The sequence below is a fragment of the Citrobacter sp. KH_055_1 genome, from assembly GCF_057838705.1.
In genome coordinates this window covers 3,008,583-3,035,130 of record NZ_CM174473.1, presented here as the reverse complement: position 1 = coordinate 3,035,130, position 26,548 = coordinate 3,008,583, and the positions used below count along the sequence as shown (strand labels likewise).

The 26,548-nt window shown below is 54.2% G+C and carries 20 protein-coding genes, 1 tRNA gene and 3 pseudogenes; 20 read left to right on the top strand and 4 right to left on the bottom strand.

Going from position 1 to position 26,548, the window contains the following annotated elements:
• Window positions 1–171 precede the first annotated feature (171 nt).
• Window positions 172–585 (top strand): CoA-binding protein, encoded by a 414-nt coding sequence (locus AC3ITF_RS14465; RefSeq protein WP_096757634.1) that lies wholly within the window; start codon window positions 172–174, stop codon window positions 583–585.
• A 49-nt stretch (window positions 586–634) separates the two neighbouring features.
• Here AC3ITF_RS14465 and hspQ read toward each other — a convergent pair whose 3' ends face one another.
• Window positions 635–952: a heat shock protein HspQ gene (gene hspQ, locus AC3ITF_RS14460; protein ID WP_005123508.1), complete on the bottom strand. Its 318-nt coding sequence runs from the start codon at window positions 950–952 to the stop codon at window positions 635–637.
• Between the two features lie 57 nt (window positions 953–1,009).
• On the bottom strand, window positions 1,010–2,200 hold the full coding sequence (rlmI, locus tag AC3ITF_RS14455; RefSeq protein ID WP_096757633.1) for a 23S rRNA (cytosine(1962)-C(5))-methyltransferase RlmI: 1,191 nt from the start codon (window positions 2,198–2,200) through the stop codon (window positions 1,010–1,012).
• 94 nt (window positions 2,201–2,294) lie between these two features.
• Here rlmI and yccX point away from each other — a divergent pair, with 94 nt between their 5' ends.
• Window positions 2,295–2,576, top strand: a complete 282-nt coding sequence (gene yccX / locus AC3ITF_RS14450; RefSeq protein ID WP_096757632.1) for an acylphosphatase — start codon at window positions 2,295–2,297, stop codon at window positions 2,574–2,576.
• Here the strand turns inward: yccX and tusE are convergent.
• Both tusE and yccA read right to left on the bottom strand, forming a co-directional pair.
• Entirely contained in the window at window positions 2,573–2,902 is a 330-nt protein-coding gene (tusE, locus tag AC3ITF_RS14445; RefSeq protein ID WP_096757631.1) for a sulfurtransferase TusE, read from the bottom strand. The two genes, yccX and tusE, sit on opposite strands and share 4 nt — an antisense overlap.
• An 88-nt stretch (window positions 2,903–2,990) precedes the next feature.
• Window positions 2,991–3,650, bottom strand: a complete 660-nt coding sequence (gene yccA / locus AC3ITF_RS14440) for an FtsH protease modulator YccA (RefSeq protein WP_096757630.1) — start codon at window positions 3,648–3,650, stop codon at window positions 2,991–2,993.
• 271 nt (window positions 3,651–3,921) lie between these two features.
• On the opposite strand from yccA, the gene AC3ITF_RS14435 reads away from it, so the two are divergent.
• From AC3ITF_RS14435 to AC3ITF_RS14350, 18 genes and pseudogenes are all read left to right on the top strand, one after another.
• A complete protein-coding gene (locus tag AC3ITF_RS14435) occupies window positions 3,922–5,550 on the top strand; it encodes an ABC transporter substrate-binding protein (protein WP_489175782.1) in 1,629 nt (542 codons plus the stop codon).
• Between the two features lie 143 nt (window positions 5,551–5,693).
• Window positions 5,694–5,781, top strand: a tRNA-Ser gene (locus AC3ITF_RS14430).
• A gap of 152 nt (window positions 5,782–5,933) precedes the next feature.
• Window positions 5,934–6,350 (top strand): hypothetical protein, encoded by a 417-nt coding sequence (locus AC3ITF_RS14425; RefSeq protein ID WP_168246971.1) that lies wholly within the window; start codon window positions 5,934–5,936, stop codon window positions 6,348–6,350.
• Window positions 6,351–6,958: 608 nt separating this feature from the next.
• Window positions 6,959–7,456 carry a type VI secretion system contractile sheath small subunit gene (tssB, locus tag AC3ITF_RS14420; protein ID WP_135912309.1) on the top strand — a complete coding sequence of 166 codons (498 nt, stop codon included), beginning with the start codon at window positions 6,959–6,961 and terminating at the stop codon, window positions 7,454–7,456.
• 192 nt (window positions 7,457–7,648) lie between these two features.
• Window positions 7,649–8,779 (top strand): annotated as a pseudogene (locus AC3ITF_RS14415) (OmpA family protein); the annotation flags it as partial.
• Window positions 8,780–8,792: 13 nt separating this feature from the next.
• A complete protein-coding gene (hcp, locus tag AC3ITF_RS14410; protein ID WP_024558534.1) occupies window positions 8,793–9,284 on the top strand; it encodes a type VI secretion system effector Hcp in 492 nt (163 codons plus the stop codon).
• 171 nt (window positions 9,285–9,455) lie between these two features.
• The gene (gene tssH, locus AC3ITF_RS14405) at window positions 9,456–12,110 is read left to right on the top strand and encodes a type VI secretion system ATPase TssH (protein ID WP_135912304.1); all 2,655 of its coding nucleotides are present in this window, start codon (window positions 9,456–9,458) and stop codon (window positions 12,108–12,110) included.
• Entirely contained in the window at window positions 12,107–14,485 is a 2,379-nt protein-coding gene (locus AC3ITF_RS14400; protein ID WP_135912303.1) for a type VI secretion system Vgr family protein, read from the top strand. Before tssH ends, AC3ITF_RS14400 begins: the two co-directional genes overlap by 4 nt.
• Window positions 14,486–15,271 carry a toxin Tle1 chaperone Tla1 gene (tla1, locus tag AC3ITF_RS14395; protein WP_135912302.1) on the top strand — a complete coding sequence of 262 codons (786 nt, stop codon included), beginning with the start codon at window positions 14,486–14,488 and terminating at the stop codon, window positions 15,269–15,271. It begins immediately after the preceding gene.
• Window positions 15,272–15,328: 57 nt separating this feature from the next.
• The gene (gene tli1a, locus AC3ITF_RS14390) at window positions 15,329–15,862 is read left to right on the top strand and encodes a Tli1a family immunity protein (protein ID WP_135912301.1); all 534 of its coding nucleotides are present in this window, start codon (window positions 15,329–15,331) and stop codon (window positions 15,860–15,862) included.
• A complete protein-coding gene (locus AC3ITF_RS14385; RefSeq protein WP_168246970.1) occupies window positions 15,850–15,987 on the top strand; it encodes a hypothetical protein in 138 nt (45 codons plus the stop codon). Before tli1a (AC3ITF_RS14390) ends, AC3ITF_RS14385 begins: the two co-directional genes overlap by 13 nt.
• Window positions 15,988–16,083: 96 nt before the next feature.
• Window positions 16,084–16,617: a Tli1a family immunity protein gene (gene tli1a / locus AC3ITF_RS14380; protein ID WP_135912300.1), complete on the top strand. Its 534-nt coding sequence runs from the start codon at window positions 16,084–16,086 to the stop codon at window positions 16,615–16,617.
• Window positions 16,605–19,055, top strand: a complete 2,451-nt coding sequence (locus AC3ITF_RS14375) for a T6SS phospholipase effector Tle1-like catalytic domain-containing protein (protein WP_489175781.1) — start codon at window positions 16,605–16,607, stop codon at window positions 19,053–19,055. Before tli1a (AC3ITF_RS14380) ends, AC3ITF_RS14375 begins: the two co-directional genes overlap by 13 nt.
• A gap of 84 nt (window positions 19,056–19,139) precedes the next feature.
• A pseudogene (tli1a, locus tag AC3ITF_RS14370) lies at window positions 19,140–19,585 on the top strand (Tli1a family immunity protein); the annotation flags it as partial.
• Window positions 19,562–21,985: a T6SS phospholipase effector Tle1-like catalytic domain-containing protein gene (locus tag AC3ITF_RS14365; protein WP_489176448.1), complete on the top strand. Its 2,424-nt coding sequence runs from the start codon at window positions 19,562–19,564 to the stop codon at window positions 21,983–21,985. The pseudogene tli1a (AC3ITF_RS14370) and the gene AC3ITF_RS14365, both read left to right, overlap by 24 nt.
• Window positions 21,986–22,003: 18 nt before the next feature.
• Window positions 22,004–22,261, top strand: a complete 258-nt coding sequence (locus tag AC3ITF_RS14360) for a PAAR domain-containing protein (RefSeq protein ID WP_489175780.1) — start codon at window positions 22,004–22,006, stop codon at window positions 22,259–22,261.
• Window positions 22,258–23,397, top strand: a complete 1,140-nt coding sequence (locus AC3ITF_RS14355; RefSeq protein WP_489175779.1) for a hypothetical protein — start codon at window positions 22,258–22,260, stop codon at window positions 23,395–23,397. Before AC3ITF_RS14360 ends, AC3ITF_RS14355 begins: the two co-directional genes overlap by 4 nt.
• A gap of 913 nt (window positions 23,398–24,310) precedes the next feature.
• Window positions 24,311–25,486, top strand: a pseudogene (locus AC3ITF_RS14350) (VasL domain-containing protein); the annotation flags it as partial.
• Window positions 25,487–26,548: the final 1,062 nt, after the last annotated feature.

Genomic DNA, 26,548 nt, shown 5'->3' with positions numbered 1-26,548 from the left:
GGGTTCTCCTGTCCAGAAAATACCTGAGTAAGATGTATCAAAAGTTTTCGACAATCATGTTTACTAACATATAGACATAATTTCCAGTTTAGCTCTCATGCGCCGGTATGGGATGAATGGTTGCAACGTCAGGTTTGTCGTACACTTTGCAAAACAGCCTGGAGGAAGATGATGAAAGAGACCGATATTGCTGGCATTTTGACATCCACCCGCACGATTGCTTTGGTAGGGGCAAGCGATAAACCCGACCGCCCCAGCTATCGCGTGATGAAATATTTGCTCGATCAGGGCTATCACGTTATTCCTGTTTCCCCCAAGGTTGCCGGGAAAACGTTACTGGGACAGCAAGGGTATGCGACGCTGGCGGATGTGCCGGAGAAGGTGGATATGGTGGATGTCTTCCGTAATTCAGAAGCGGCCTGGGGTGTTGCGCAGGAGGCGATTGCCATCGGGGCAAAGACATTATGGATGCAGTTGGGCGTGATCAATGAGCCGGCGGCGGTGCTGGCGCGTGATGCGGGTCTGGCTGTGGTGATGGATCGCTGCCCGGCTATCGAGATCCCGAGACTGGGGCTGGCGAAATAAAAATGAGCAGTTGCCGGATGAGTTTATCGTCATCCGGCAACGGCTAAAGTCAGTTGCGCAGGCGTGGAGCCTGAAGCTGTTTACGGATGGTCCGTGCCAGTTCATCCATCGATGGTTGCTCTGGATGTTCTTCCTGTAGCTCACTGCTCAACTGTGCTTCCGCCAGATACGTATGCACTGGCAGGCCATTATCGTCTTCCATCACCACGTGATACCAGGGAGCGGCGCGAAGTTCGTCGTTAACCGCCAACTCATCAGGTGACGGGTCATCAAGCGAATATTCCGGGTCGATATCCACGACCACTCCGAGGTAACCTAACAGGGAATGGCGGACCTGCTGGCCGATACCGAATTTGCTGGCAATCATAGTCACCTCCCGGGAAATAGATACCCTCTATGTAAGGGCAATATTCCACTTTTCAAGTTACATGATGCGACAGGCAAACCCTTTCAGATACAGCCCTTCCGGGTAGGTAGCGATCACCGGATGATCGGCGGCCTGACGGAACTGCTCTATAAATTGTACATCACGACCCGCATCTAATGCGGCATCAGCGATGATTTTCTGAAATAAATCGGTCGTCATCAGTCCGGAGCAGGAGAACGTCAGCAGTACACCGCCAGGATTCAGTAGCTGGATAGCCAGCATATTGATGTCCTTATAGCCACGACAGGCGCCCATTAGCTGGCTTTTGTTTTCCACAAACTTCGGCGGATCCATCACGATGACATCAAACTTCTCACCGCGATCGCGATAGGCGCGCAGCAGTTTAAAGACGTCATCGCGGACAAATTCAGCTTTGCTCAGATCCAGCTTATTCAGTTCGACGTTTTGTCTGGCGATGTCGAGCGCTTCCTGCGAGGTATCAACGCTGACGACCTGGCTGCATCCACCCATCAGCGCAGACACCGCGAAACCGCCGGTATAGGAGAAACAGTTCAGGACACGTTTGTCTTGTACATAACGACGCGTGGCCAGACGGCTGTCACGCTGATCCAGGTAGTAACCTGTCTTATGACCGTGCTGAATATCGACCAACAGCTTCATGCCGTGTTCTTCAATCGGCAGCAGGGCCGGAGGCAGTTCGCCCGTGACGGGCCCCTGGGTCAGCTCCATACCTTCTTTTTTGCGCACTGCAACATCGCTGCGATCATAAATGGCGCATTCAGGGAACACCGTTTGCAGGGCGCTAATCAGCGCGGCACGCTGATATTCAGCCCCGGCGCTGAGCAGTTGCAGGACGAGGAAACGGCCAAAACGGTCAATGGTGATACCCGGCAGGCCGTCGGATTCTCCGGCGATCAGACGGTAGCTGTCCAGGCCGTCTTTCTTCGCCAGCCAGTCGCGCCACGTCTTTGCTTGCTGCAAACGGCGGGTGAAGAAGTCAATATCAATGGATTCGGACTTGTCGAATGTCCAGACGCGTGCACGGATCTGCGACGCCGGTGACCAGGCTCCGCGTGCTAACCATTTACCCTGATGGTCAACAATATCGATGGTTTCACCCAGACTGGCTTTACCTTCCATACGGGCGACTGCACCGGAAAATACCCACGGATGGCGGCGAAGTAATGATTTTTCGCGCCCTTTGGCTAACACTAAACGTACACTCATAATTTGCTATTCTGTCGATTCAAAGAAATGGGCGCCATTGTCCTGAGTTTTTCGAGGATTTGCAACGCGCAACGCGATGATAAGGAGAACCGTAATGTCTAAAGTCTGCATCATTGCCTGGGTTCACGGCCGGGTACAGGGCGTGGGTTTTCGCTACACCACTCAGCATGAAGCACAACGGTTGGGATTAACCGGATACGCAAAGAACATGGATGACGGTAGCGTAGAGATTGTCGCCTGCGGCGAAAGCGACCAGGTGGAACAACTGATGAGGTGGTTAAAGGCTGGGGGCCCGCGTAGCGCCAGGGTAGACAGAATTCTCAGCGAACCCCACCGTCCTGGCGATGATTTAAAGGGATTTAGTATCCGCTATTAAATACATTTTACCGGTTTAGGCAGGCCCGCGATTTTGGTTGCCTGTTTAGCCGGACCTTTCGGAAACAGACGGTAAAGATAACGGCTGTTACCTTTGTCTTCGCCAAACTTGTTGGCCATCGCTTTTACCAGCATGCGGATTGCCGGAGACGTATTAAACTCCAGATAAAACTCGCGTACAAAGCGTACCACTTCCCAATGCTCGGGCGTCAGGGTAATACCTTCGTTTTCGGCAATGGCAGCGGCCAGCGGTTCACTCCACTCGGTCGTGTCTTTTAAATAGCCTTCGCTGTCGGTACTGATTTCTCTACCTTCAAAGATCAACATAATCCTTCACTGCGTTAGTCAAACTGGCGGCAGTTTAGCAAAAAAGAAAGCCCCGCATAAGCGGGGCTGGATAATGCGAGTTGACAACTTAGTCGCGGCTGGCGAAGCCCAGAATGCTCAGCAGGCTGACGAAAATGTTGTACAGCGACACATACAGGCTGACCGTTGCACGGATGTAGTTGGTTTCACCGCCACGGATGATATTGCTGGTTTCGAACAGGATAGCGCCTGAAGAAATCAGAATAAACACCGCGCTGATAGCCAGATGCAAAGCCGGCAGCTGCAGGAAAATATTGGCAACCATACCAATCAGCACCACCACGATACCCGCCATCAGCATACCGCCGAGGAAGGACATGTCTTTACGGGTGGTCAGCACGTAGGCAGAACAGCTGAAGAAGACCAGCGCGGTACCGCCCAGCGCCATACCGATGACATCACCCATGCCCGCAGACAAGTAGGCATTCAGCATCGGTCCCAGAATGTAGCCCAGGAAGCCGGTGAAGGCGAAAGCTGACAGAATACCGACCGGCTTATCTGCCGTTTTATAGGTCAGGAACATCAGGCCATACATACCGACCAGCGTCAGGATAAGACCCGGGGATGGCAGCATCAGCACGGTGCTAGCCGTTGCGGTGATGGCAGAAAACGCCAGCGTCAGGCTAAGCAGAAAATAGGTATTACGCAGCACTTTATGCGTGCTGAGTAGCGATGTACGGTCGCGCGATGAACTAATAATACGATCCATGAGTCACTCTCTTATGACAGATGTAATTAATGACGGAGGATAATGAAATCGCGGGTAATGACACAGCGGTTTTACCCATCTTTACGCATTTTAACCCGCCAGACTTAAGCATTTTATTTCAGCAAAAGTGCCTGAATCAGATGTTACCACTTAATGTTTGAAAATGTCAGATCGATATCTGATAGGTAACTGAAAAATATTGCGTTATCCCCTACATCCCTTTAAGAGTGACTGCGGTGTCATCATAAAACAGAACAATAAGGTGCAGGGAATGACTCAACAAAAATCGAAGGTATTTACGTTTTCGCTGTTGACCGCCTGTTTGATATCGATAAACGGTGCGGTATGGGCTGCCAATGTTCCTGCAGGAACAACATTGGCCGAAAAACAGGAACTGGTGAGAAATAACGGGAGTGAACCTGCATCGTTGGATCCGCATAAAGTTGAAAGCAACGTTGAATTTACTTTAATCAGCGATATGTTCGACGGTCTGGTTGCCGTCAGTCAGGATGGGGCTATCGAGCCTCGACTGGCGGCATCCTGGGAGAATAAAGATAACACCATCTGGACCTTTCATTTACGACCGGGTATTACCTGGTCTGATGGCTCTGCTATTACCGCACAGGATGTTGTCTGGAGCTGGCAGCGTCTGGTTTCACCGCAAACAGCTTCACCGTATGCCTCTTACCCTGGCAACATGCATATTGCCAACGCTGTCGATATCGCACAGGGGAAAAAAGATCCCGCCACGCTGGGTGTAAAAGCACTGAATGATACCACGCTGGAAATTACCCTGACGCAACCGACGGCGGCGTTTCTGGCTATGCTGGCGCACCCGTCACTGGTACCGCTGGATAAGGTACTGATTGGCCGTTATGGCGACAAGTGGACCCGACCAGAGCATTTTGTCAGCAGTGGGCCGTACGAACTGTCGCAGTGGGTGGTGAACGAGCGAATTGTCGCGGTGCGCAATACGCACTACTGGGATAACGCGCACACGGTCATTGATAAAGTCACTTATCTGCCTATTAGCTCAGAAGCGGCAGATGTTAACCGCTACAAGGCCGGTGAAATCGATATTGTTTTGAGCGTGCCGGTGAATCAGTTTGCCCAGTTGAAAAAAACAATGGGTAATGAGCTTCACGTCTCACCGTTGTTATCAACCTATTACTACCAGTTTAATACGACCCGGGCGCCGTTTAACGACTCGCGCGTGCGTCGGGCGCTGAATATGGCGCTGGATAAAGACATCATTGCCCAAAAGGTGATGGGGCAGGGGCAGCGGGAAGCCTGGGTTATCAGCCAGCCTGAAATTGGCGGGGTGACGTTATCCGCGCCAGAATACGCGTCGTGGCCGCGGGATAAACGTATTGCGGAAGCGAAAAAACTACTGGCAGAAGCCGGTTTTGGCCCTGAACATCCGCTTTCATTAAATTTGCTCTACAACACCTTCGAAACGCATCAGCGGATTGCGATTGCGGCATCGTCGATGTGGAAGAAAAATTTGGGTGTCGAGGTGACGCTGCAAAACCAGGAGTGGAAAACGATGCTGGACACCATGCACACCGGTAATTTTGATGTGGTGCGCTATGCGTGGATCGCTGATTACGATGATGCTTCAAGCTTCCTGAATATTTTCCGTACCGGCGATAGTGAGAACACGACCCATTACAGCAACCCTGCCTATGATGAAGCGATGAGTCATGCGGCGAAAGCAGGTTCAGTGGAAGAACGTGGCAAGTATTATCAGCAGGCGGAAGCGCTTTTGGCTGAGGATGTGCCAGCCATTCCGATTTATCACTATGTTCGCGCACATCTGGTGAAGCCGTGGGTAGGGGGATTTGCGCCGGATAACCGGGGCTATTACTACACCAAAGATATGTTCATCAAAAAACACTAAGTGGCAGAAGAGCATATTTATGCTGAATAAACGTTCAATCTGTTGTTATTTCAGTCGATTAACAACATTTTGACTGTTTTTCAGGCAAACGAACACATTGGTGCTTTACAGGTCCGTTCGGGATGTTTATAGTGCGCCTCATTGGAAGCGTGGCCGAGCGGTTGAAGGCACCGGTCTTGAAAACCGGCGACCCGAAAGGGTTCTAGAGTTCGAATCTCTACGCTTCCGCCAAATACGAAACCCAAGTCGTTATGCGACTTGGGTTTTTTCGTATTGTTTAGCAGTACGCCATTGCCGTCTGGCTTGCGTTGGTGGTTCTAATAATGCATCGGATGGATTAGTGACCGGCATCTGTTTCATCTTGTTGTCAGTGTTCTTGGATAATGCTTGGCGATGATATTATTGAGCTTATCCACCACATGCTGGATACCTGGCTGCTTGTGTTAGCTATTCGGAATATTCCTGGAGTTACGGTCGATAAAGTTCTTTATCAACATTGCCTGAATATGATTGAGGATGCGCAGAAACAACGCCGGTTTCCGCGTTCTGCTGCCTCTGATATTGGCAGTTTGTTGCGCCAGAGAAGCATGAAAGGTCCTGCCGCCAGCTTACTTCATCGACTGGAATATCTGTGGTCATCCTGTATCGGGCCACTGCCCGCCCAGTCGTATTTGTATCGACTAACTTACGCTATTGAACGACTTAAATCAGAGGACTGGGTTAATTCGGTGGTGAGTGACAGAGACTGGGGCGTGAGGGTCTGGCTGAAGAATACAGTGATATTGCTGCACTGCTGGTAAAAAAGTCAGCGTTGACTCATCGGTTTTCTGATGAGGGCAAGCGATTGCAACGATTGAATTTCTTGTGGCTGGCGGTTTGTCATCCTGTATGGCGGTTTTCCAGGCCCATGCACTCCCTGCCATCATGCTGAAGCCTGATAGGATCGCCATACAGCCCTGACAGTAAATGAAATGCCCTCTTTCGGGACATAAAACCGATTATCTTCCTGATGCTTTCCTTATGGCTATTGCTGTGTTTCCCACATGAAGCAAGGCTATGACTTTCTGCCCCTTTTATATCTTTCTGATCTAAAACCATATCTTTGAAAGTGCACGGGTATTTTAATTTTACCACATTGATTTAAATCAATTTAAATTACTTTATCAACAATTCTCCTTTCATTTTAACTGTCGCGACATAAATGTTTGTTTTGTGTGTTGGTGGTAGTTCATTTTACTGACATGTCAGTACTATTTGCTATTAACATTTAGAGGAAAATTCCTAAGAATTTACTTAAAAGAGATTAAAGATCGGTAAATTTGATCTCTAGTCGATCATTATTCTATTGTTGCATGTAAAGAACTTTCATTTGAAAAGTGTACGCAGCGATAAACCGAGGGATAATGAGATGGCTGACAGTTTCCAGAATGAAGTGCCAAAGGCACGTATTAATCTAAAACTTGACCTGCATACGGGGGGAGCCAGCAAGAAAACCGAACTCCCCCTTAAATTACTCGTTGCGGGTGCTTTCAGTAATGGTCAGGAGTCTGCGCCATTATCAGAGCGTGGAAAGGTTAATTTGAACAAAAATAACTTTGACGCAGTACTTTCCGAATATTCCCCAAAAGTAAATCTGACCGTTAAAAACACGCTTGCCGATGATGGTAGCGAAGACAATATTAATCTCACATTCCAGAGCATGAAGGATTTCACCCCTGAACAGGTCTCCCGGCAAATACCGCAACTGAAAGCGATGCTTTCAATGCGTAATTTGCTTCGCGATTTAAAAGCGAACCTTCTGGATAATCAGGCTTTCCGAAAGGAACTGGAAAAAATTCTGCTCGACCCGGCATTAAGCGCAGAACTCAGAGCCGAACTCTCAGCCCTGGCCCCAAAACAGCCATAACGGTCACGATGATTTAACGGATTAATAAGGAAGATGTTGATGTCAGTAAAAAATGAGAATGCGGCTGGTGGAGAAAGTATGGTACTGGAACGTCCTGCTGCGGGCGGGGTCTACGCGTCCCTGTTTGAAAAAATCAACCTGAATCCGGTATCCGAGCTGAGTGCGCTGGATATCTGGCAGGACGCGCAGGCAATGAGGGTCTGGCGTGAATCTTCAGCGCCGAGTTCAATCGCTGCATGGGTTACCACCGGTGGGTCGCCTGCGATGCAGCAACAGGTGCTGATGAACAGTCTGATGAACTGGTTCCATCAGCACGTCAAAGCAGTCTTTATGGATGAGAACCCCGACGTTCCTGTCATTGCACCGACCGCGGTGCTGTGGGGAATGGGGCCGATCCTTGCCGGAAGTCTGGCCACATCTGCCTGGACTGCATGGCTTTCCCGTCACACTGCGATGCAGCAGGTGGCGGGCTGGCAGCCGGTTGGAACGGACAGTACGGTTATCTCCCCCTTCCCGGATTTTATCCTGCCGCTGCTGCCCGAAGGGCGAGGCCTGACGCCGCGTGGGCGAACCTTCCGTTGTGCGCTCGGGATTTTCACGCTGGCGGCCATTGCTGCGCTGCTCAGCAGTGGCTGGAACAATCACCAGTTGCTACAGCGTGTGAGCTTCGATATTGCCCGCTATGACCGTATCCCGATGCATGATTTCGGACCCAAAGCCGATGCTGTTGCGGTCCTGAGTGACGATGCGGCAGAGCTGGATGGCTGGGCGCGCAATGGCGTACCGGCGCGTATGGGCCTTGGTCTGTATCAGGGGGAGCGTCTGCGAATGCCTGTGCTGGATGCGATCCGTTCGTATGTGCCTCCACCGCCACCACCTAAACCACAGCCGAAACCTGAACCGGTACCGAAAATTGTCCGACTCGACAGCATGTCGCTGTTCGACTCCGGCAAATCCGTGCTGAAAACCGGCTCCACGAAAATGTTGGTTAATTCGCTGGTCGACATCAAAGCGAAGCCGGGCTGGCTGATTGTAGTCGCCGGCCATACCGATAACACCGGTAATCCGAAACTTAATCAGACGCTGTCCCTGAAACGTGCCGAAGCGGTACGCGACTGGATGCGTGACACCGGTGATGTGCCGGTGAGCTGTTTTGCGGTGCAGGGCTATGGTGAGAGCCGCCCGGTCGCAACCAATGACACCCCGGAGGGCCGTGCGCTCAACCGCCGTGTCGAAATCAGTCTGGTACCGCAGGCCAATGCCTGTCAGATACCCGGCAAAACCACAGCGTCATCGCAGGATGATGACGTTTCTCAACATTAATGGAGTAAATCCGATGGCAATTCCTGTTTATCTTTGGCTGAAAGACGACGGCGGCGCGGACATTAAAGGGTCTGTGGATGTTCAGGATCGTGAAGGCAGCATCGAAGTTGTCGCTCAGGAGCATAACCTGTACATCCCGACTGACAACAACACCGGCAAGCTGACCGGTACCCGTATCCACACCCCGTTCCTGTTCACCAAGGAAATCGACTCGTCCAGCCCGTATCTGTACAAGGCGGTGACCACCGGTCAGACCCTCAAGTCTGCGGAATTCAAGTGGTACAAAATCAACGACGCGGGCCAGGAAGTGGAGTACTTCAACACCAAACTGGAAAACGTGAAAGTGGTGAAAGTGAATCCTGAAATGTATGACATCAAGGATCCTTCTAAAGAGAAGCACAACCACCTTGAGCGCATTGAACTGCGTTACGAAAAAATCACCTGGACCTACAAAGACGGCAACATCATTCATTCCGATTCCTGGAACGAACGCGCTACGGCGTAAGTCGCATGCGGACAGGGCCCTGTCCGCAGTTTTTTGCTGAGTGCCTGTCTGAAACGGGCTTTCAGCAAAGAAACCCACAAACTGCCAGCCTGACCATATGCGCTTTGGTCCCCTTCACGGGAAACAGCGATGGGCGGTAGCGTGTCCAGGAACCGACAAAGAGAGAGATTCATGGAAAATCCAGCCATCCTGTTGCGACGTCTGAACCCTTACTGTGCCCGTGCGATGGAAGGCGCAGCGTCGCTCTGCCAGACCCGAGCCCATGCGGAAATTTTGCCGGAGCACTGGCTGCTGAAGCTGCTCGAACAGGGGGAAGGTGACCTGACCGTACTGGCCCGTCGTTACGAGTGGGATATGGACGCCATCTGGCAGGATTTGCTGGGCTGGCTCGATAAACAGCCGCGCTCGGTACGCCATCGTCCGCAACTGTCTGACGCCCTTCAGACCCTGATGCAGGAAGCCTGGCTGATTGCCTCGCTGAACGGTGAAGAACAAATCCGAAGCCTGCACCTGTTGATGGCCCTGGTGGAAAAACAGAACCTGGTCCGCTGCGATGGTCTGTGGCCGCTGCTGACGCTCGGTCAGAGCCAGCTGGAGCGCCTGCGTCCTCTTCTGGACGCACAGTCAGACGAACGTCCGGACGTACAACACGAAGCGGAGCTGGCACATAGCCATGGTAGTGAGGTGGAGTTTGTTGGCCGCCCGGTTGGTGCAGAGCTGAAAGAGGGCGAACTGAACCCGGCGCTGCAGAATGCGCTGGATAAATTTACCCTCGACGTTACCGCCAAAGCGAAAGAGGGCAAAATCGACCCGGTATTCGGGCGCGACACTGAGATCCGCCAGATGGTGGATATTCTCTCGCGCCGCCGTAAAAATAACCCGATTCTGGTCGGCGAACCGGGTGTCGGCAAAACCGCACTGGTTGAAGGTCTGGCGCTGCGTATAGCAGAGGGCAACGTCCCGGAATCGCTCAAGCCGGTCATCCTGCGTACCCTTGACCTCGGCCTGTTGCAGGCGGGCGCAGGTGTGAAAGGCGAGTTCGAACAGCGCCTGAAAAACGTTATCGATGCCGTGCAGCAGTCACCGGTGCCGATTCTGCTGTTTATCGACGAAGCCCACACTATTATCGGCGCGGGCAATCAGGCGGGTGGCGCGGATGCGGCCAACCTGCTGAAGCCGGCACTGGCGCGCGGCGAACTGCGTACCATCGCCGCGACGACCTGGTCTGAATACAAGCAGTATTTTGAGCGCGATGCCGCGCTGGAGCGCCGCTTCCAGATGGTGAAAGTGGACGAGCCGGATGATGACACGGCGTGTCTTATGCTGCGTGGCCTCAAATCTCGCTATGCCGAACACCACAACGTACACATCACTGACGATGCAGTGCGTGCGGCCGTTACGCTGTCCCGTCGTTACCTGACGGGGCGCCAGCTGCCGGACAAGGCCGTTGACCTGCTGGATACCGCAGCCGCGCGTGTGCGTATGAGTCTCGATACGGTACCTGAACAAATTGTGCGCCTGAAAGCCCAACTGACCGCACTGGAACTGGAAGAGCAGGCGCTGTTGGAAGATATCGCCGCCGGCAGCAACCGCCATGGTGACCGCCTGGGTGCCATTGAGCAGCAGCGGACTGAACTGGAAGCGTGGATTGCGGAGCAGGAATCGCGTTTCAGCACTGAAAAGGCGCTGGCGCAGCAGCTGATGGCCAGCCGCCAGGACATCAGCCAGCAGGCGGAGATTTCCGATCTGCAGCAGCAGCTCGAACAGGCACAACAGGGCGACGTGCTGGTTCAGGTGGATGTGGACACCCGCACGGTTGCCAACGTGATTGCCGACTGGACCGGCGTGCCGCTCTCTTCCCTGATGAAAGACGAACAGACTGAGCTGCTGACTCTGGAAAATGAAATCGGCCAGCGTGTCGTCGGTCAGGATGTTTCTCTTGAGGCTATCGCCCAGCGTCTGCGTGCCTCCAAAACCGGGCTGACGTCCGAGAACGGCCCGCAGGGCGTGTTCCTGCTGGTCGGCCCGAGCGGCGTCGGTAAGACCGAAACCGCGCTGGCGCTGGCAGATGTGCTGTACGGCGGTGAAAAATCGCTGATTACCATCAACCTGTCCGAGTATCAGGAGCCGCACACCGTTTCTCAGCTGAAAGGCTCACCGCCGGGTTACGTCGGCTACGGTCAGGGCGGCATTCTCACCGAAGCCGTGCGCAAACGTCCTTACAGCGTGGTGCTGCTGGATGAAGTGGAGAAAGCTCACCGCGACGTCATGAACCTGTTCTATCAGGTCTTCGACCGTGGCTTTATGCGCGACGGCGAAGGGCGTGAAATCGACTTCCGCAACACCGTTATCCTGATGACTTCAAACCTCGGCAGCGATCACATGATGCAGCTGCTGGACGAACAGCCGGAATCGACCGACGCGGATCTGCACGAACTGCTGCGCCCGATTTTACGCGACCACTTCCAGCCGGCACTGTTGGCGCGTTTCCAGACCGTGATTTATCGCCCGCTGGCGGAAGCGGCGATGCGTACCATCGTGGAAATGAAGCTGTCACAGGTCAGCAAGCGCTTACATCGTCACTACGGCCTGACCACGCAGATTGATGAGAGCCTGTATGACGCACTCACTGCTGCCTGCCTGCTGCCGGACACTGGCGCGCGTAACGTCGACAGCCTGCTCAATCAGCAGATTCTGCCGGTGCTGAGTCAGCAGTTGCTGACCCACATGGCTGCGAAACAGAAACCACAGTCGCTATGCCTTAGCTGGAGTGAGGAAGAGGGTGTCGGGCTGGAGTTTGGCCGTACACAAGGAGTATGCGCATGAGCAATAATCTCCCGTTCAGATTCAGCCACAACCATCACCAGCTGTCGGTGAAGGGATGTGAAGCAGAACTCGATGTTCTGGCATTTGAAGGCGATGAAGCCCTGAGCAAACCCTTCAGCTACCGCATTGAATTCACCAGCGCCGATCACGCCATCAGCAAAGAAATGATGCTGATGAAAGCGGCCTCCCTGACGCTGCAGGCCCCGGTTGACCAGGGTTACGGCATCAAAATGCAGCAGGCCGTGCGAACCCTTCAGGGGGTGGTGACAGGCTTTGAGCGCCTCAGTACCTCGAAGGATGAAACCCACTATGCCCTGACGCTCCAGCCACGCCTGGCGCTGCTTGACCGTTCGCATCAGAACGCCATTTATCAGGATATGTCGGTCCCACAAATCGTGGAAAAAATTCTGCGCGAGCGTCACAACATGCGCGGTCAGGATTTTCTGTTCTCACTCTCAAAAGAGTACCCGCGTCGTGAACAGGTGATGCAGTACGGCGAGGATGACCTGCACTTTATTACCCGTCTGTTGGGTGAAGTCGGTATCTGGTTCCGCTTTACCACTGATACGCGCCTGAACATCGACGTCGTGGAGTTTTATGACGGTCAGCAGGGGTATGAAAAAGGCCTGACGCTGCCATCGGTTCCGCCATCAGGACAGCATTCTGAAGGTGTGGATTCGGTCTGGGGCATGGAGAGCCATCATAACGTGGTGCAGAAGCAGGTCAGCACCCGTGATTACAACTACCGTCAGGCCACGGATGACATGAACACCCAGGTTGATGCGACCCGCGGGGATGCCACCACCTACGGTGATGCCTATCACTATGCGGATAATTATCTGACACCGGGCAACGCCTATGACCGCAATCCGGCCCCGGAGTCCGGAGCCTTTTTTGCCCGCATTCGTCATGAGCGTTATCTGAATGGCCAGACGCAGACTCATGCCATCACCAGCTACCCGACCCTCTCTCCGGGTCAGGTACTGAAAGTCACCGGCGGGTACGAAGTGGCAGACGTGTTTGCTCAGGGCTTGGTCGTCACGGCGATGCACAGCCATGCGCGCCGTGATGAAGACTTTGGCGTCAACTTCGACGGCATCCCGGACAGCACTGATTTTAGTTTCCGTCCTGAGCCAGGCTCACGTCCCGTGATGGCGGGCACATTGCCGGCACGTGTTACGAGCACCACCGAGAACGATACCTATGGTCACATCGATAAAGACGGCCGCTATCGCGTCAACATGCTGTTTGACCGTGATAACTGGGAAACCGGGTTCGAGAGCCTGTGGGTGCGCCAGTCACGCCCGTATGCCGGTGACACCTACGGTCTGCACCTGCCGCTGCTGGCAGGCACCGAAGTGGCGATCGGCTTTGAGGATGGCAACCCGGACAGGCCGTACATTTCCGGCGTGCTGCACGATTCGGCCCACGGTGATCATGTCACTATCCGAAACTACAAACGTAACGTCCTGCGCACCCCGGCGAATAACAAAATCCGCCTGGATGATGAGCGCGGGAAAGAGCATATCAAGGTCAGCACGGAGTACGGCGGCAAGAGCCAGTTGAATCTCGGGCATCTGGTCGACTGCGAGAAACAGCCGCGCGGCGAGGGCTTTGAGCTCAGAACCGACAGCTGGGGAGCCATCCGGGCACAGAAAGGGATATTTATCTCGGTGGACGGGCAGGCAAAGGCGCAGGGCGACGTTCTGGCGATGGAGCAAGCGATCAGCCTGTTGAAAGGTGCGGCAAATCAGGTTGCAGAATGGGGGGGGCTTGCAAGGACCCATCAAAACGTCGCACCGGATGCACAACCTCTTCAGGCGCTTGTTTCAGGAGCCAGCGTACTCAAAGAGCCGACTTTGTTGATGTCTGCACCGAAAGGTATTGCCGCCGTCACACCGGAAACGGCATTGCTGCACACCGGTAAGGGTTTGTATCTGCAAAGCTTGGGGGAGGTTAATCTCAGTGCGGCGCAGCGTTACTCCGTCAATGCCAGCCAGGCTATCTCTATGCTGGCTCACCAGGAAGGTATGCGTCTGGTCTCTGCCAAAGGCCCGCTAGCGGTGGAATCTCACGCGGATACGCTGTCGCTCACATCAATGAAGGATGTCACGGTGCAGTCTACCCAGGGGCACCTGCAACTGACGGCAAAAAATGGGATCACGCTTGCCTGCGGTGGCGCTTACATCAAGCTCACGCCACAGGGCGAAATCAACGTGCATGGCCCAGGCCTGTTAAGCCTCAAGGGGCAGCACAAATTACAGGGCCCGTCGAGTGAGGATTATCCGCTGCCAGAATTGCCTTCGTCTGTGTGCAAAGAGTGTCTGAAAAAGGCGCAGCAGCTGGCACAGGGCTTTGTGCCACGGGAGGCATAAGTGAACACAACCCATATCACTGACTGGGTGAATCTGCTTCAGCAAACCTGCGCTGATATAAAAATGACCCATCTTGATTTTATTCTCGACCAGTGCGGTATCGATTTTTCCGTCATCCCTGTGCTGCGTGATTTTTCACCGCCTTTGGTATGGCAGTCTCTCTTCCAGGGCTTGCCGGAAGATGCCCTGCCTGAAGAGTCGCCGCTATTGATCAGGATCTCTTTAAACGATCCTCAGCAGAAGCAGTGGTTTATTGAGTTGGCTCAGAAAGTACAAAAGACAGCCCCGCTATTGGTGCTCTGTTCTCCCTGGCCTTTCACTACTCTGGCTGAATGGTTAACTGCCTGCACCGATGCGACACATGAGGGACATTCAGGGCTGTTCAGATACTTTGATGCCCGTATTTTCCCTTATCTGTTTTCTCATATTCTGGAACCGGAACAGCAGATCCAACTGCAGCGTCCGGCATTGTTCTGGAGCTGGTTGGATCTCGACGAGAAGCCGGGATTGCTGATGGGGCAGGGAGCACAGCCCGCAATCAACGAGAAGTGTCAGAACATCGCTTTGCGCGATAGCCAGTTTGAAGCCCTGATGTGCATCTGCGACGTCAAGCTGATGCTTCGCCATCGGGATGTTCCCGATACTGGATTTACCTCGCAAAATGAACGGTTTACAGCCTGCTTTACAGGTATGCTCTCCGCCACCGCCAAAGGGATGATACTGGATAAAGAGCGTGAGGATTGGGTGATTGGGACCCTGGCCGGACGGCCTTCAGTAGAAGTCTAAAAGTGGAGTCATGAGGTTGCTCGCCTTTCGCAGGAGCAGCCATAAAAGGAATGCAAAATGAAAATACGACATTACCTCGTGGTACTGGGTGCCCTGCTGCTGGCGGGCTGTAGCCAGCCGACAGCGAAAGCCGAAACCCGAAGCGGCGGTGGTGGAACTATTGTTGCCATCAACCATACCAAATGGGCGATCAACCATTTCAGCGTCGACGGTCAGTCGGGCATTGATGCTATTGGCCCCTGGCAGGGGGGCGGGGGGGGCTGCTGTTATGGCGTGCCGGCGAAGTGGCGGCCAGGTATGACGGTGAGGGTAGATTGGGAAACGGGAGTGGGCGGATCAAAGGGGTTTCCTGGTTTTGCAGATAGAGAGAAGTTTCAAAAATGGAAAAAAGAGATGCAGGCTCAGAATCGCCAGCACAGCGCGGTGGTACCGGTACCGGACTATACGGGGCAAAAGACCTGCGGGATCACGGTACACTTTCTGCCCTGCGATGAGGTGAAAGTGACGACCAGCTGTGTGAGCCCCGGCCGGCCGGGCTATCCAATCAACGAGCCGCTACAGATGCCGGAGCCGAAAGTATGTCCGAAATAATCACCGATCTGACGTGGTTCCCGCCGGCATTTCCGGCTCAGGGGCGTTTACCCACCCAGACTGCGCTGGCTGGCACAAACTGCGCGCAGCAGGACAACCGCCCGCAGGCGCTAATTACCGTTTGACGTTTTTTCCATTCAGTAATGCTTAGCCATGCCATCCCGAAAAGTCATGGCTAAGCAAAACGCATGTCATCAGTTTCTTCATAAAAGGAATGCAAAATGAAAATACGACATTACCTCGTGCTACTGGGTGCCCTGCTGCTGGCGGGCTGTAGCCAGCCGACAGCGAAAGCCGAAACCCGAAGCGGCGGTGGTGGAACCATTGTTGCCATCAACCATACCAAATGGGCGATCAACCATTTCAGCGTCAACGGTCAGTCGGGGATTGATATTATCGGGCCGTATCAGGGCGGCGGGGGCGGCTGCTGCTATGGTGTTCCCCCGAAATGGCGGCCGGGGATGACGGTCAAAATCGACTGGGAAACTGGAGTGGGTGGCTCAGCAGATTTTCCGGGGTTTGGTGATGACGCTAAGTATCTGGCCTGGGAAAAAAAAATAAAGGCCCAGAATAAGCAGCACAGCGCAGTGGTACCAGTACCAGATTATACGGGGCAAAAGACCTGCGGGATCACGGTACACTTTATGCCCTGCGATGAGGTGAAAGTGACGACTAGCTGTGTGAGCCCCGGCCGGCCGGGCTATCCAATCAACGAGCCGCTACAGATGCCGGAGCCGAAAGTATGTCCGAAATAATCACCGATCTGGCGTGGTTCCCGCCGGTGTTTCCGGCTCAGGGGCGTTTACCCACTCAGGCTGCGCTGGCTGGCACAAACTGCGCGCAGCAGGACAGCCACGAGCTGGCCTACCGGCAGGCGCTGTGCCTGGCCGCCGGGCGACGCGTGGAGCCCCCTTGCTGTAAAACGTTGCATATCAGCCTGTTTTTTGACGGCACCGGCAATAATCTTAATCACGACTTGTATATTGCTGACCCGAAGCACCCGACCAATATTGCCCGTCTGTTTCGTGCCACTATCGGGCAGGGCTACGTCGGGGGGCTGGCGGACAAAAAAGCGGAGCTGTTGGATGCCAGCGGCAGTGGTGGTGATAAATACTACAAATATTATGTTCCCGGCGTTGGGACGCCTTTCCCCGAGGTTAACGATCTGGATTTCAGCATGATGGGGCTGGCGGCAGCGACCCATGGGGAGGACAGAATCAACTGGGGCCTGCTGCGGATTATCGACGCCCTGAAGCGGACGATGGGCCTGGATACGCTGTCGGACGATGAAAGCTGGAAGGCGGTGGAAAAAATGGCGACCTCTATGGCGTCCTTTGGGCTGACCGGCGCAGCCAACCGTTTTGAGACCTTCCAGAGTCTGCTGAAAGATATGGCACCAGCACTGCAAAGGGCCCTAGTCCCTACTGAGCCCGGAAAGCCAAAGCTGTTGGGGATCAAACTGTACGTGTACGGTTTTTCGCGCGGCGCAGCGGCGGCGCGAGCCTTTGTTAAATGGCTCAGTGAACAGCTGCCAAAGCCTGAGGAGGGGAAAGACAAGCCCGAGCAGTGCCTGGCGGCAGGGGGGCTGAAAATTCCGCTCAGCGTCGAATTTCTTGGCCTGCTGGATACGGTGGCCTCGGTAGGGGTAGCACATATCGCCCCGGTGGCGGAAGGGCATATGGGCTGGGCGGACGGGACCCAGGAGCTGCCGGCAGAGAAGGTCTACGGTGGGCTGATCAAAAAATGCGTCCATCTGGTCTCTTCCCACGAGCAGCGGCTCTGTTTCCCGCTGGATTCGATCCGCCGTCCGGATGGAAAGTATCCAGCCAACAGCTGGGAGGTGGTTTATCCGGGGATGCACTCGGATTTAGGGGGAGGCTATCCACCGGGGGATCAAGGAAAGGCCAGTGCAGACAACGACGGTTATTTGTTGTCGCAAATAGCGCTGCATGAAATGTATGCCTCTGCCTTTGAATCCGGAGCTCCTTTAAAAGTACCCGAGAATGTACTGTCCAAAGAGCTAAGTTCCCAGCAATGGAGAGCTATGGATGGTAGAAGCATTTCGGAGTTTTACATCTCAGAAATAGTAGTCAGCCGTTTCAACGCCTGGCGTGAAATAACACTGGGGCTGACCAAGTCTTCCGAGCCCATCCCCCCCGAACAAGCCGCAAAATACGATCCGCCGCGCGCACCGGTCAGTCTGGAAAAAGCCCTTGAAGATCAGATGGGCTGGATCACTGCGTGGCGTATCAATCGCTATGCCAGGGGAACCTACAAGACCCAGCGTTTCTATGTCGATTCTGCGGCTAATGGGCTGGATAAAGACAGTGATCCCCTGGTCAGAAAGCAGTCTGAGGAAAAAAGAGCGGGTTTACAGAAGGACGTTGAGGATGCTCGTAAGGCAAAAATTGCCGAACATAAACCTGAAGAGGGCTTCCAGATGCTCCCGCCAGGGCCGAAGGATTTCGACGCCGCGCTGGGGCAAACCCAGCTGCGTCAGGCCGCTGAGGAGTTCAGGGAAGATTACAGCGGCCTCTCCCGGTCGAATACCGGTAACTGGCTGTTTACTGCCGTTGATTCAATGAGTAACGCCATCTTCCTGCTGAATAACGACAATGAGTACGGCGAGTGGCTGAAAATAAAAACTGCCGGAGACGATCGCAAGGCCGTGCTTTTCCCGGCAGCCGGAGAAGCGAGTAACGCGACTGAGCCTGGCGGGCTTGTGCGGGCGCTGTTTGACGATCAGATCCATGATTCCCGCGCGTGGTTTATGCACAACGCCTTCGGCTCCCGCGAACCCTGGGGCAGCTATTTCCTCTACCGGATGATCTATTTCGGCAGCAGCAGCAGTAAGCCGATGACGCCGTTGATGATTGCCGGGGCGGTAGTGGGGGTCGCGACCCTTGCTGCAGGCGCGGCCGTTATCATCAAGCAGAAAAGCGCGAAGGGCAAACTCGCGGGGCTTGCCGGTACCGTGGGGGCCATTTACCTCGAAACGCAGGCCATCGATCTGCTTTCCGGCAAACCGCTGCCGATGCTGCCTGATGCCGCACAGCTGCAGGCGCCAACGATGGATCCCGGCACGGTGGTTGCACAGCAAACTCAGGTCATCAGCGATCGGCGGCTGGCGCTGGCAAAATCAGTGATTGAGTCCAGTTGGGCGGAAAATCTTAAGGCGACAGTAATGGCCTGATTCAGGGAGGGATGAAGGATGAAAACAGTGATACGCGAGGGCGATACCCTGCGGGAGTACGGCGGGAAAGAAAAGGAATGCAAAATGAAAATACGACATTACCTGGTGGTACTGGGAGCTCTTCTGTTAATGGGCTGCATTCAGCCTGTGGCGAATGCGGGAACCATAGAGGCAATAAACCATACCAAATGGGCGATCAACCATTTCAGCGTCGATGGTCAGTCGGGGATTGACATTATCGGGCCGTATCAGGGTGGTGGGGGGGGCTGTTGCTATGGCGTGCCAGCGAAGTGGCGGCCAGGTATGACGGTGAGGGTGGACTGGGAAACTGGTGTGGGATACTCAATGGATTTCCCCGGTTATGAAAATTGGGATAACTATCTGGCCTGGAAAAAAAAATAAAGGCCCAGAATCGGCAGCACAGCACGATAGTACCTGTGCCGGACTATACGGGGCAGGAAATCTGCGGGATCACAGTGCACTTTATGCCCTGTGATGAGGTGAAAGTGACGACCAGCTGTGCGAACTATGGCCAGGGGCGTTTACCCACCCAGGCTGCGCTGGCTGGCACAAACTGCGCGCAGCAGGACAGCCATGAGCTGGCCTACCGGCAGGAGCTGTGTCTGGCCGCCGGGCTGCGCGTGGAGCCTCCCTGCTGTAAAACTTTACATATCAGCCTGTTTTTTGACGGCACCGGCAATAACCTTAATCACGACTTGTATATTGCTGACCCGAAGCACCCGACCAATATTGCCCGTCTGTTTCGCGCCACCATTGGACAGGGAGCAGCCGGGGGAGTCGCTAAAGGTGAGGAATTGCTGGATGCGGATGGTAGCGGTGAAGATAAGTACTACAAATATTATATTCCCGGCGTCGGGACGCCTTTCCCCGAGGTGAAGGATCTGGACTTCAGCATGATGGGGCTGGCTGCGGCGACACACGGGGAGGAGCGCATCAACTGGGGCCTGCTGCGCCTGATCGATGCCCTGAAGCGGACGATGACCAAAAAAAGTCTGTCGGACGATGAGAGCTGGAAGGCGGTGGACAAAATGGCGACCTCCATGGCGTCCTTTGGGCTGACCGGTAGCGCTAACCGCTATGAAACCTTCCAGAGCCTGCTGAAAGAGATGTCATCCGATTTGCAAAAGGCCCTGGTACCTGTCGATCCCGGAAAGTCGAAGCTGTTGGGGATCAAACTGTACGTGTACGGCTTTTCGCGTGGCGCGGCGGCGGCGCGGGCCTTTGTCAACTGGCTCAGCGAGTTGTTACCAAAGCCTGAGGAGGGAAAAGACAAGCCCGAGCAGTGCCTGGCGGTAGGGGGGCTGAAAATTCCGCTCAGCGTCGAGTTTCTTGGCCTGCTGGATACGGTGGCCTCGGTGGGCGTGGCGCATATCGCCCCGGTGGCGGAAGGGCATATGGGCTGGGCGGACGGGACCCAGGAGCTGCCGGCAGAGAAGATCTACGGCGGGCTGATTAAAAAGTGTGTCCACCTGGTCTCTTCCCACGAGCAGCGTCTGTGCTTCCCGCTGGATTCGATCCGCCGCCCGGATGGTAAATATCCGGCGAACAGCCAGGAAGTCGTCTATCCGGGCATGCACTCGGACCTTGGGGGAGGCTACCCGCCAGGGGACCAGGGGAAAGCAAATGGTGAAGGTGATAGTTTGCTGTTGTCGCAAATTGCTTTACACGACATGTATTCGTCAGCTTTTCAGTCAGGAGCCCCCATAAAAGTTCCACCAGCTTCATTACCAGAAGACTTGAGGTCAGAGAACTGGCGAATGATGTCTACGGATCTACAACTTGTATTTGAAGTCGCACCTGAGTTAATAAACCGTTTCAACGCCTGGCGCGAAATAACCCTCGGTCAGACAGCTCCCGATAAGCCCATCTCCCCCGAACAAGCCGCAAAATACGATCCGCCGCGCGCGCCGGTCAGTCTGGAAAAAGCCCTTGAGGATCAGATGGGCTGGATCACCGCGTGGCGTATCAATCGCTATGCCGGGGGAACCTACAAGACCCAGCGTTTCTATGTCGATTCTGCGGCTAACGGGCTGGATAAAGACAGTGATCCACTGGTCAGAAAGCAGTCTGAGGAAAAAAGAGCGGGTTTACAGAAGGACGTTGAGGATGCTCGTAAGGCAAAAATTGCCGAACATAAACCTGAAGAGGGCTTCCTGATACTCCCGCCGGGGCCAAAGGATTTCGACGCCGCGCTGGGGCAAACCCAGCTGCGCCAGGCCGCCGAGGAGTTCAGGGAAGATTACAGCAGCCTCTCCCGGTCGAATACCGGTAACTGGCTGTTTACTGCCGTTGATTCAATGAGTAACGCCATCTTCCTGCTGAATAACGACAATGAGTACGGCGAGTGGCTGAAAATAAAAACTGCCGGAGACGATCGCAAGGCCGTGCTTTTCCCGACGGCCGGAGAAGCGAGTAACGCGACTGAGCCTGGCGGGCTGGTGCGGGCGCTGTTTGACGATCAGGTCCATGATTCCCGCGCGTGGTTTATGCACAACGCCTTCGGCTCCCGCGAACCCTGGGGCAGCTATTTCCTCTACCGGATGATCTATTTCGGCAGCAGCAGCAGTAAGCCGATGACGCCGTTGATGATTGCCGGGGCGGTAGTGGGGGTCGCGACCCTTGCTGCAGGCGCGGCCGTTATCATCAAACAGAAAAGCGCGAAGGGCAAACTCGCGGGGCTTGCCGGTACCGTGGGGGCCATTTACCTCGAAACGCAGGCCATCGATCTGCTTTCCGGCAAACCGCTGCCGATGCTGCCTGATGCCGCACAGCTACAGGCGCCAACGATGGAGCCCGGCACGGTGGTTGCACAGCAAACTCAGGTCATCAGCGATCGGCGGCTGGCGCTGGCAAAATCAATGATTGAGTTCAACTGGGCGGAAAATCTTAAGGCGACCGCAACGGCCTGATTCAGGGAGGGATGAAGGATGAAAACAGTGATACGCGAGGGCGATACCCTGCGGGAGTACGGCGGGAAAGTGCTGGGTGGGCATTATCTTTGCTTTGGAAAAGGGATTGCCTGTAAAGGCGATGCGGTGAAGTGCAATAAACATGGCATGACGGTCATCAGCGAAGGCAGTTCGTTATCGGAAGTGGACGGACAGCCGGTGGCGCTGCACGGTCACCGTTGTGCCTGCGGCTGCACGCTGGTGAGTTCCTTTCCCGATTGTGGCATTGAACTGTGAGGCCGTTACCGGAGTATCCACCCTACCGGGGTGCGCGCCCTCCTGATGGTAAGCGTTGGCTGTCAGCGGGCGCGTTGGCGGTGTTGTTGTGCGGAGGTAGCGGCGCGTTGCTTCATCCTGCCGGAAGCAGTGCTGGGCTGATTATAAAAGGAATGGCTGGCGCAGTGGTTCTGATGGGCGTGCTCTGGTTAATACGCCTGCTGTATTACCGGATGTCTGCCCATAACGCCCGATATTATGAACAACTGGTTGAGCAGCAGCAGCAGGCCTGGTGGGAGCAGCATCAACACCGTTTCGCGCTCAATGAAATGGTACTGCTGGGCCCGGCCGGAACCGATACGCCACATTGGCTGCGGTTGTTAAAGCGGGAGCATCGGGTTCCTGAGATAAAAAATGAGCCGACCGGGAAAGCGCTGCGTATCGGTCGAACGCTGGTTGATACGGTGGTTGAACGCGAGGCTTTGCTGGCAAAAATGCTGGTGCTGCAATGGAAGGCGCAACGCGCAGATGCCTCCCTCCCACACTTATGGTGCTGCTACTGGCAAGGTTCTCTGAATGCCTGGCGTGCATTCTGTACCCAAATGCAGGTTTCATTTCCGGACGTGGTACTTCCTGAAAAACCGGAGGCATGGCAAGGCGAAGAAACGCTGTCTGCACTTGCCGCAACGGCTCAAACGCTCCCTGAAACAGAGGCTATTCTGGTCGCCGGGTGTCATTCGATAGCGGCCTCGTTTAATTCTGAGCAACCTGCCGGTGAGTCCGCTGCGCTATGTCTGGTCGCGCAGAAAGGGCAGGTCAGCCTTACACGGGGTGAGGTTTACGATCTCGCCGGGAAAGCGGTTTTAACCGCAGCCTGCGAGCGAGCGGAGCAGCAAAGCGAACTCGAAAAGCCGCCTGACGCCTGCATGCTGTTCTCACAGCCGACGTTGACCGCCCTGGCGCAAAGCGGCTGGAATGTGACCCACCATGTTCAGGACCTCAACTGGGGGAACCCCGGTGATATGGAAATGCTTATCGTGCTCGTTCTGGCGGCCCTTTACGCAAAAAATTCTCAAGAACCCTGCGGCTGGATAGCCAAAGATCCTCTACACACTCTCGCACTTGGAATTATTAAACCTTATGGTGAAGGAAAATAAACCCGCTGAATTTTCTGTTCTTGCCACGGCGGTGTTGTTTGTTGCTACTGTCACGCTGCTTGTGCTGGCAGGTGGGTTGCTGTGGTGGTATTGGGGGGAAGATCTCTCCACGGAATGGGACGTGATACGTCGAATCATGACGGCCTGTTTTGTTGTTTGGGGAGTGTCGCTCTGCGTACTGGTGCTGGGATTTATCGCTTTTCATTTAATAATTCGGGATAAAGTGATAGGAGAGGTTTCTTCCAGACCGGTCAAAAAGAAAGGAACCCCCCGGCTGCCGCTCAAGACGGACATCAGCAGCCATCTGCGTCGCCGTTATAGCCTCTTCTGGCGACATAAAGTCCGCCTGCTGTTAGTCACAGGTGATGATAGCGCCATCGCTCAGTTGGTGCCCAACCTGCAAGCTCGTCAGTGGCTAGAAGGCCACCACACGGTCTTGATTTACGGCGGCAGCCTGACCGCTGAACCTGACGAAAAAAAATATACCGCCCTGCGCAAGCTACGACGCGGTCGTCCTCTGGACGGTATCGTGCGCGTAATTGGCGAAGGCCAGAGCATTACGCCGCAGATAAGCGATAGTGATCTGCGCGGTCTGGAAAAAATCAGCGAGCTGCTGCGTTATTCCGCCCCGGTTTATTTGTGGCAGGTCTGCGACAGCGCCTGGTGGCAGGCAGAGCGCACTGAACAGACGGTCGGGGCTACTTTCCCGCTGCGTGCTAAGCCTGACGGTATTACCCGCCAGCTTGAACTGATGCTGCCGGCACTGCGGACGCAGGGGGTAAGTCAGGTCACAAAGAACAACAGCCACGACTTCCTGCTGCGCCTGGGCCAGCACCTGAAAGACGGCGGTATCGCCCGCTGGGCTCAGCAACTGCTGCCATGGATTTCTGTCTCCCAGCAACGCGTTCCGCTACGCGGCTTGATGTTCAGCCTATTCGGGCTCAATGAAGGGCTGACGATACTTGAGGCACTGATAAGTCATCAGTGGGGGGCACTGTGGCCTCAGCCAGTCCATGTACGCATGGAAATCCTCAGCAGTCTGAGTCAGCGCCTGCAGCAACGGATGCGCTCGCTGCCGCTTAATTACAGCGACCTTAGCCAGTTGTATCGGACGGAACAATTGCTTACCAGTCTAGGAGATGTATTGCAGCGCCTGGAGCTAAAACATCTCAGCCAGCTCGATACATTGCGTACCCTGATGCACAACAGCGCTGTTCGGCTGGAAAACAGCGATGGCATAACCAGCACCGGGTCGAACATTCAGCCGGGTATTGTATTGTCTGCCACCGTGATGAATAGTGCGACAGCATCCACGAGAGACTTTGCTGGTGGTCCGGATGAAGATATGTCAGAGGGTGTAGTGAAGTGGGTTTACGTTGCGCAGCAGGAACCGCAGCCGAATGTGGAAGTGCTGTCGACAATGCCTGCTCCGGTTACAAAGTGGAAATCCTTCGTCGCCGGGATGTGTACCATGCTGGTGGTCAGTGCAGCAACATTATGGAGCTGGCATTTTCTTCACCGGCCAGACCCTCTACAGAACAAGCTTACTGCTTCACTGGCCCCGTTACCTGCCCCCCTTACGACTGAACAGTTGGGTACGTTGCGTCAGCAGACTCCGTTACCGCAGAATCTTATCGCCCAGACACAGCAGCAGCTTGCCCGGCTGAATAAATTGCCCCCTGACTGGGATATTGCATACGGCAGAAAACTCATCGAACAGGTTCAGGCATTGTGGCCGGAACAGGCTGAGCCCCTCATACAACAGTGGCGGCAACAGATTAATGTCTCAGTGCTTCCTGTCGATACAATGAACGGCTGGCATGACGGTATGACACAGCTTCAGGCACTTGCCGAAAAACTGAATGCGCTTGATGGTCAGAGAGGAAAATACATTACCGTCAGTGAGCTTAAATCACAGGTCTTTGGCATGCTGACAAGCTTCCGGCAGACCGTGCCTGTGGAAGAACAGCTTCGGCAGTTGAAGCTTTTCCCTGAAGACTCGCTGCAGCGTCAGCAGCAGATTCAGCAGGCTGAGCAGCACCTCCGGGCTCAAATCTCTACGCTGGCGCAGGAAAAACAGCGTGATTAATACTAGGGAGGTCTGACATGGTGAATAAAACGCAGTGTCACCTTAATCACTGGACACAGTGGACGATAGCCGAAATTACGTTTGTGGAACAACACTATAGTCAGCTGTCTGCCCGTGAAATCGGGGAGCAGCTTGGCTGGTCTGCTAATGGGGTGGCTCGGATCTCTTTTCGGGGTATAACATCATGCTTGGGCTTCGGGATGACAATGAAGAGCGGATGCTACAGACAATGCCGATGAAGATAGGGAAATTGCGGGGAACAAAATGTGACGAAGGCTGATGTGATAAATTATCAGGGAGCTTATGGAAACGGCAATTTTAGTTGATAACGGGATCCGGCGAATCATCACACTTGACGAATACGCTAATTTGATATCGGGTAATGATAAGAGAGACTGGCCGGAGCTTTGCTGTGTTGTCTGTGACAAATTGGTTCACCAAAATGGATTTCTTGTTGAAAATTAAGGTTTTACACCACGCTTTAGCCACGCAAAAAAAGAACAGAGTGAGGAGTTTTGCCCTTTAGGGTCAGAGTCGAAGAGATTTAGCTCACTGGATCGCAATGAAAAATCGCTATCGCTGGAAGAAGCACATTCAAGGCGTGAGCAATTCATGGAGCCTGCAACCTTTCTACGCTCTTATTTGATTTGTCTGCACCTTCGTGGTGGGCAAGGCCAACTCACGCTTAAGGAATTTACCCGTACGATCGAAGTGGCTGACAGTATAGGGATGTGGCGACATACATGGCTACCAGACTGGAGCATACCCCTTATGCTAATGTTGATGGCAAATCACGAGATCCGAAACGGGGAGCATCAGTTTTACTATCGGATCAAAAGGATTCACCGGACTCAACACACTGGTTGGGATCCTGTGAATGTGCACCTGATTGCCTGTTGGCTGAATGGAGGAACTCAGATAACCGGTGGTAAGAAAAAGAGCAGATTTCCGCTCATCATCCCGTGATCAGAAAGTTATGTGAATGGAATCATAAAGCTGACTGAACGCGATGCCACAACGTGGACTCAGGAGGAACGCTTTGCCAGTTCAATTGAGCGGTAC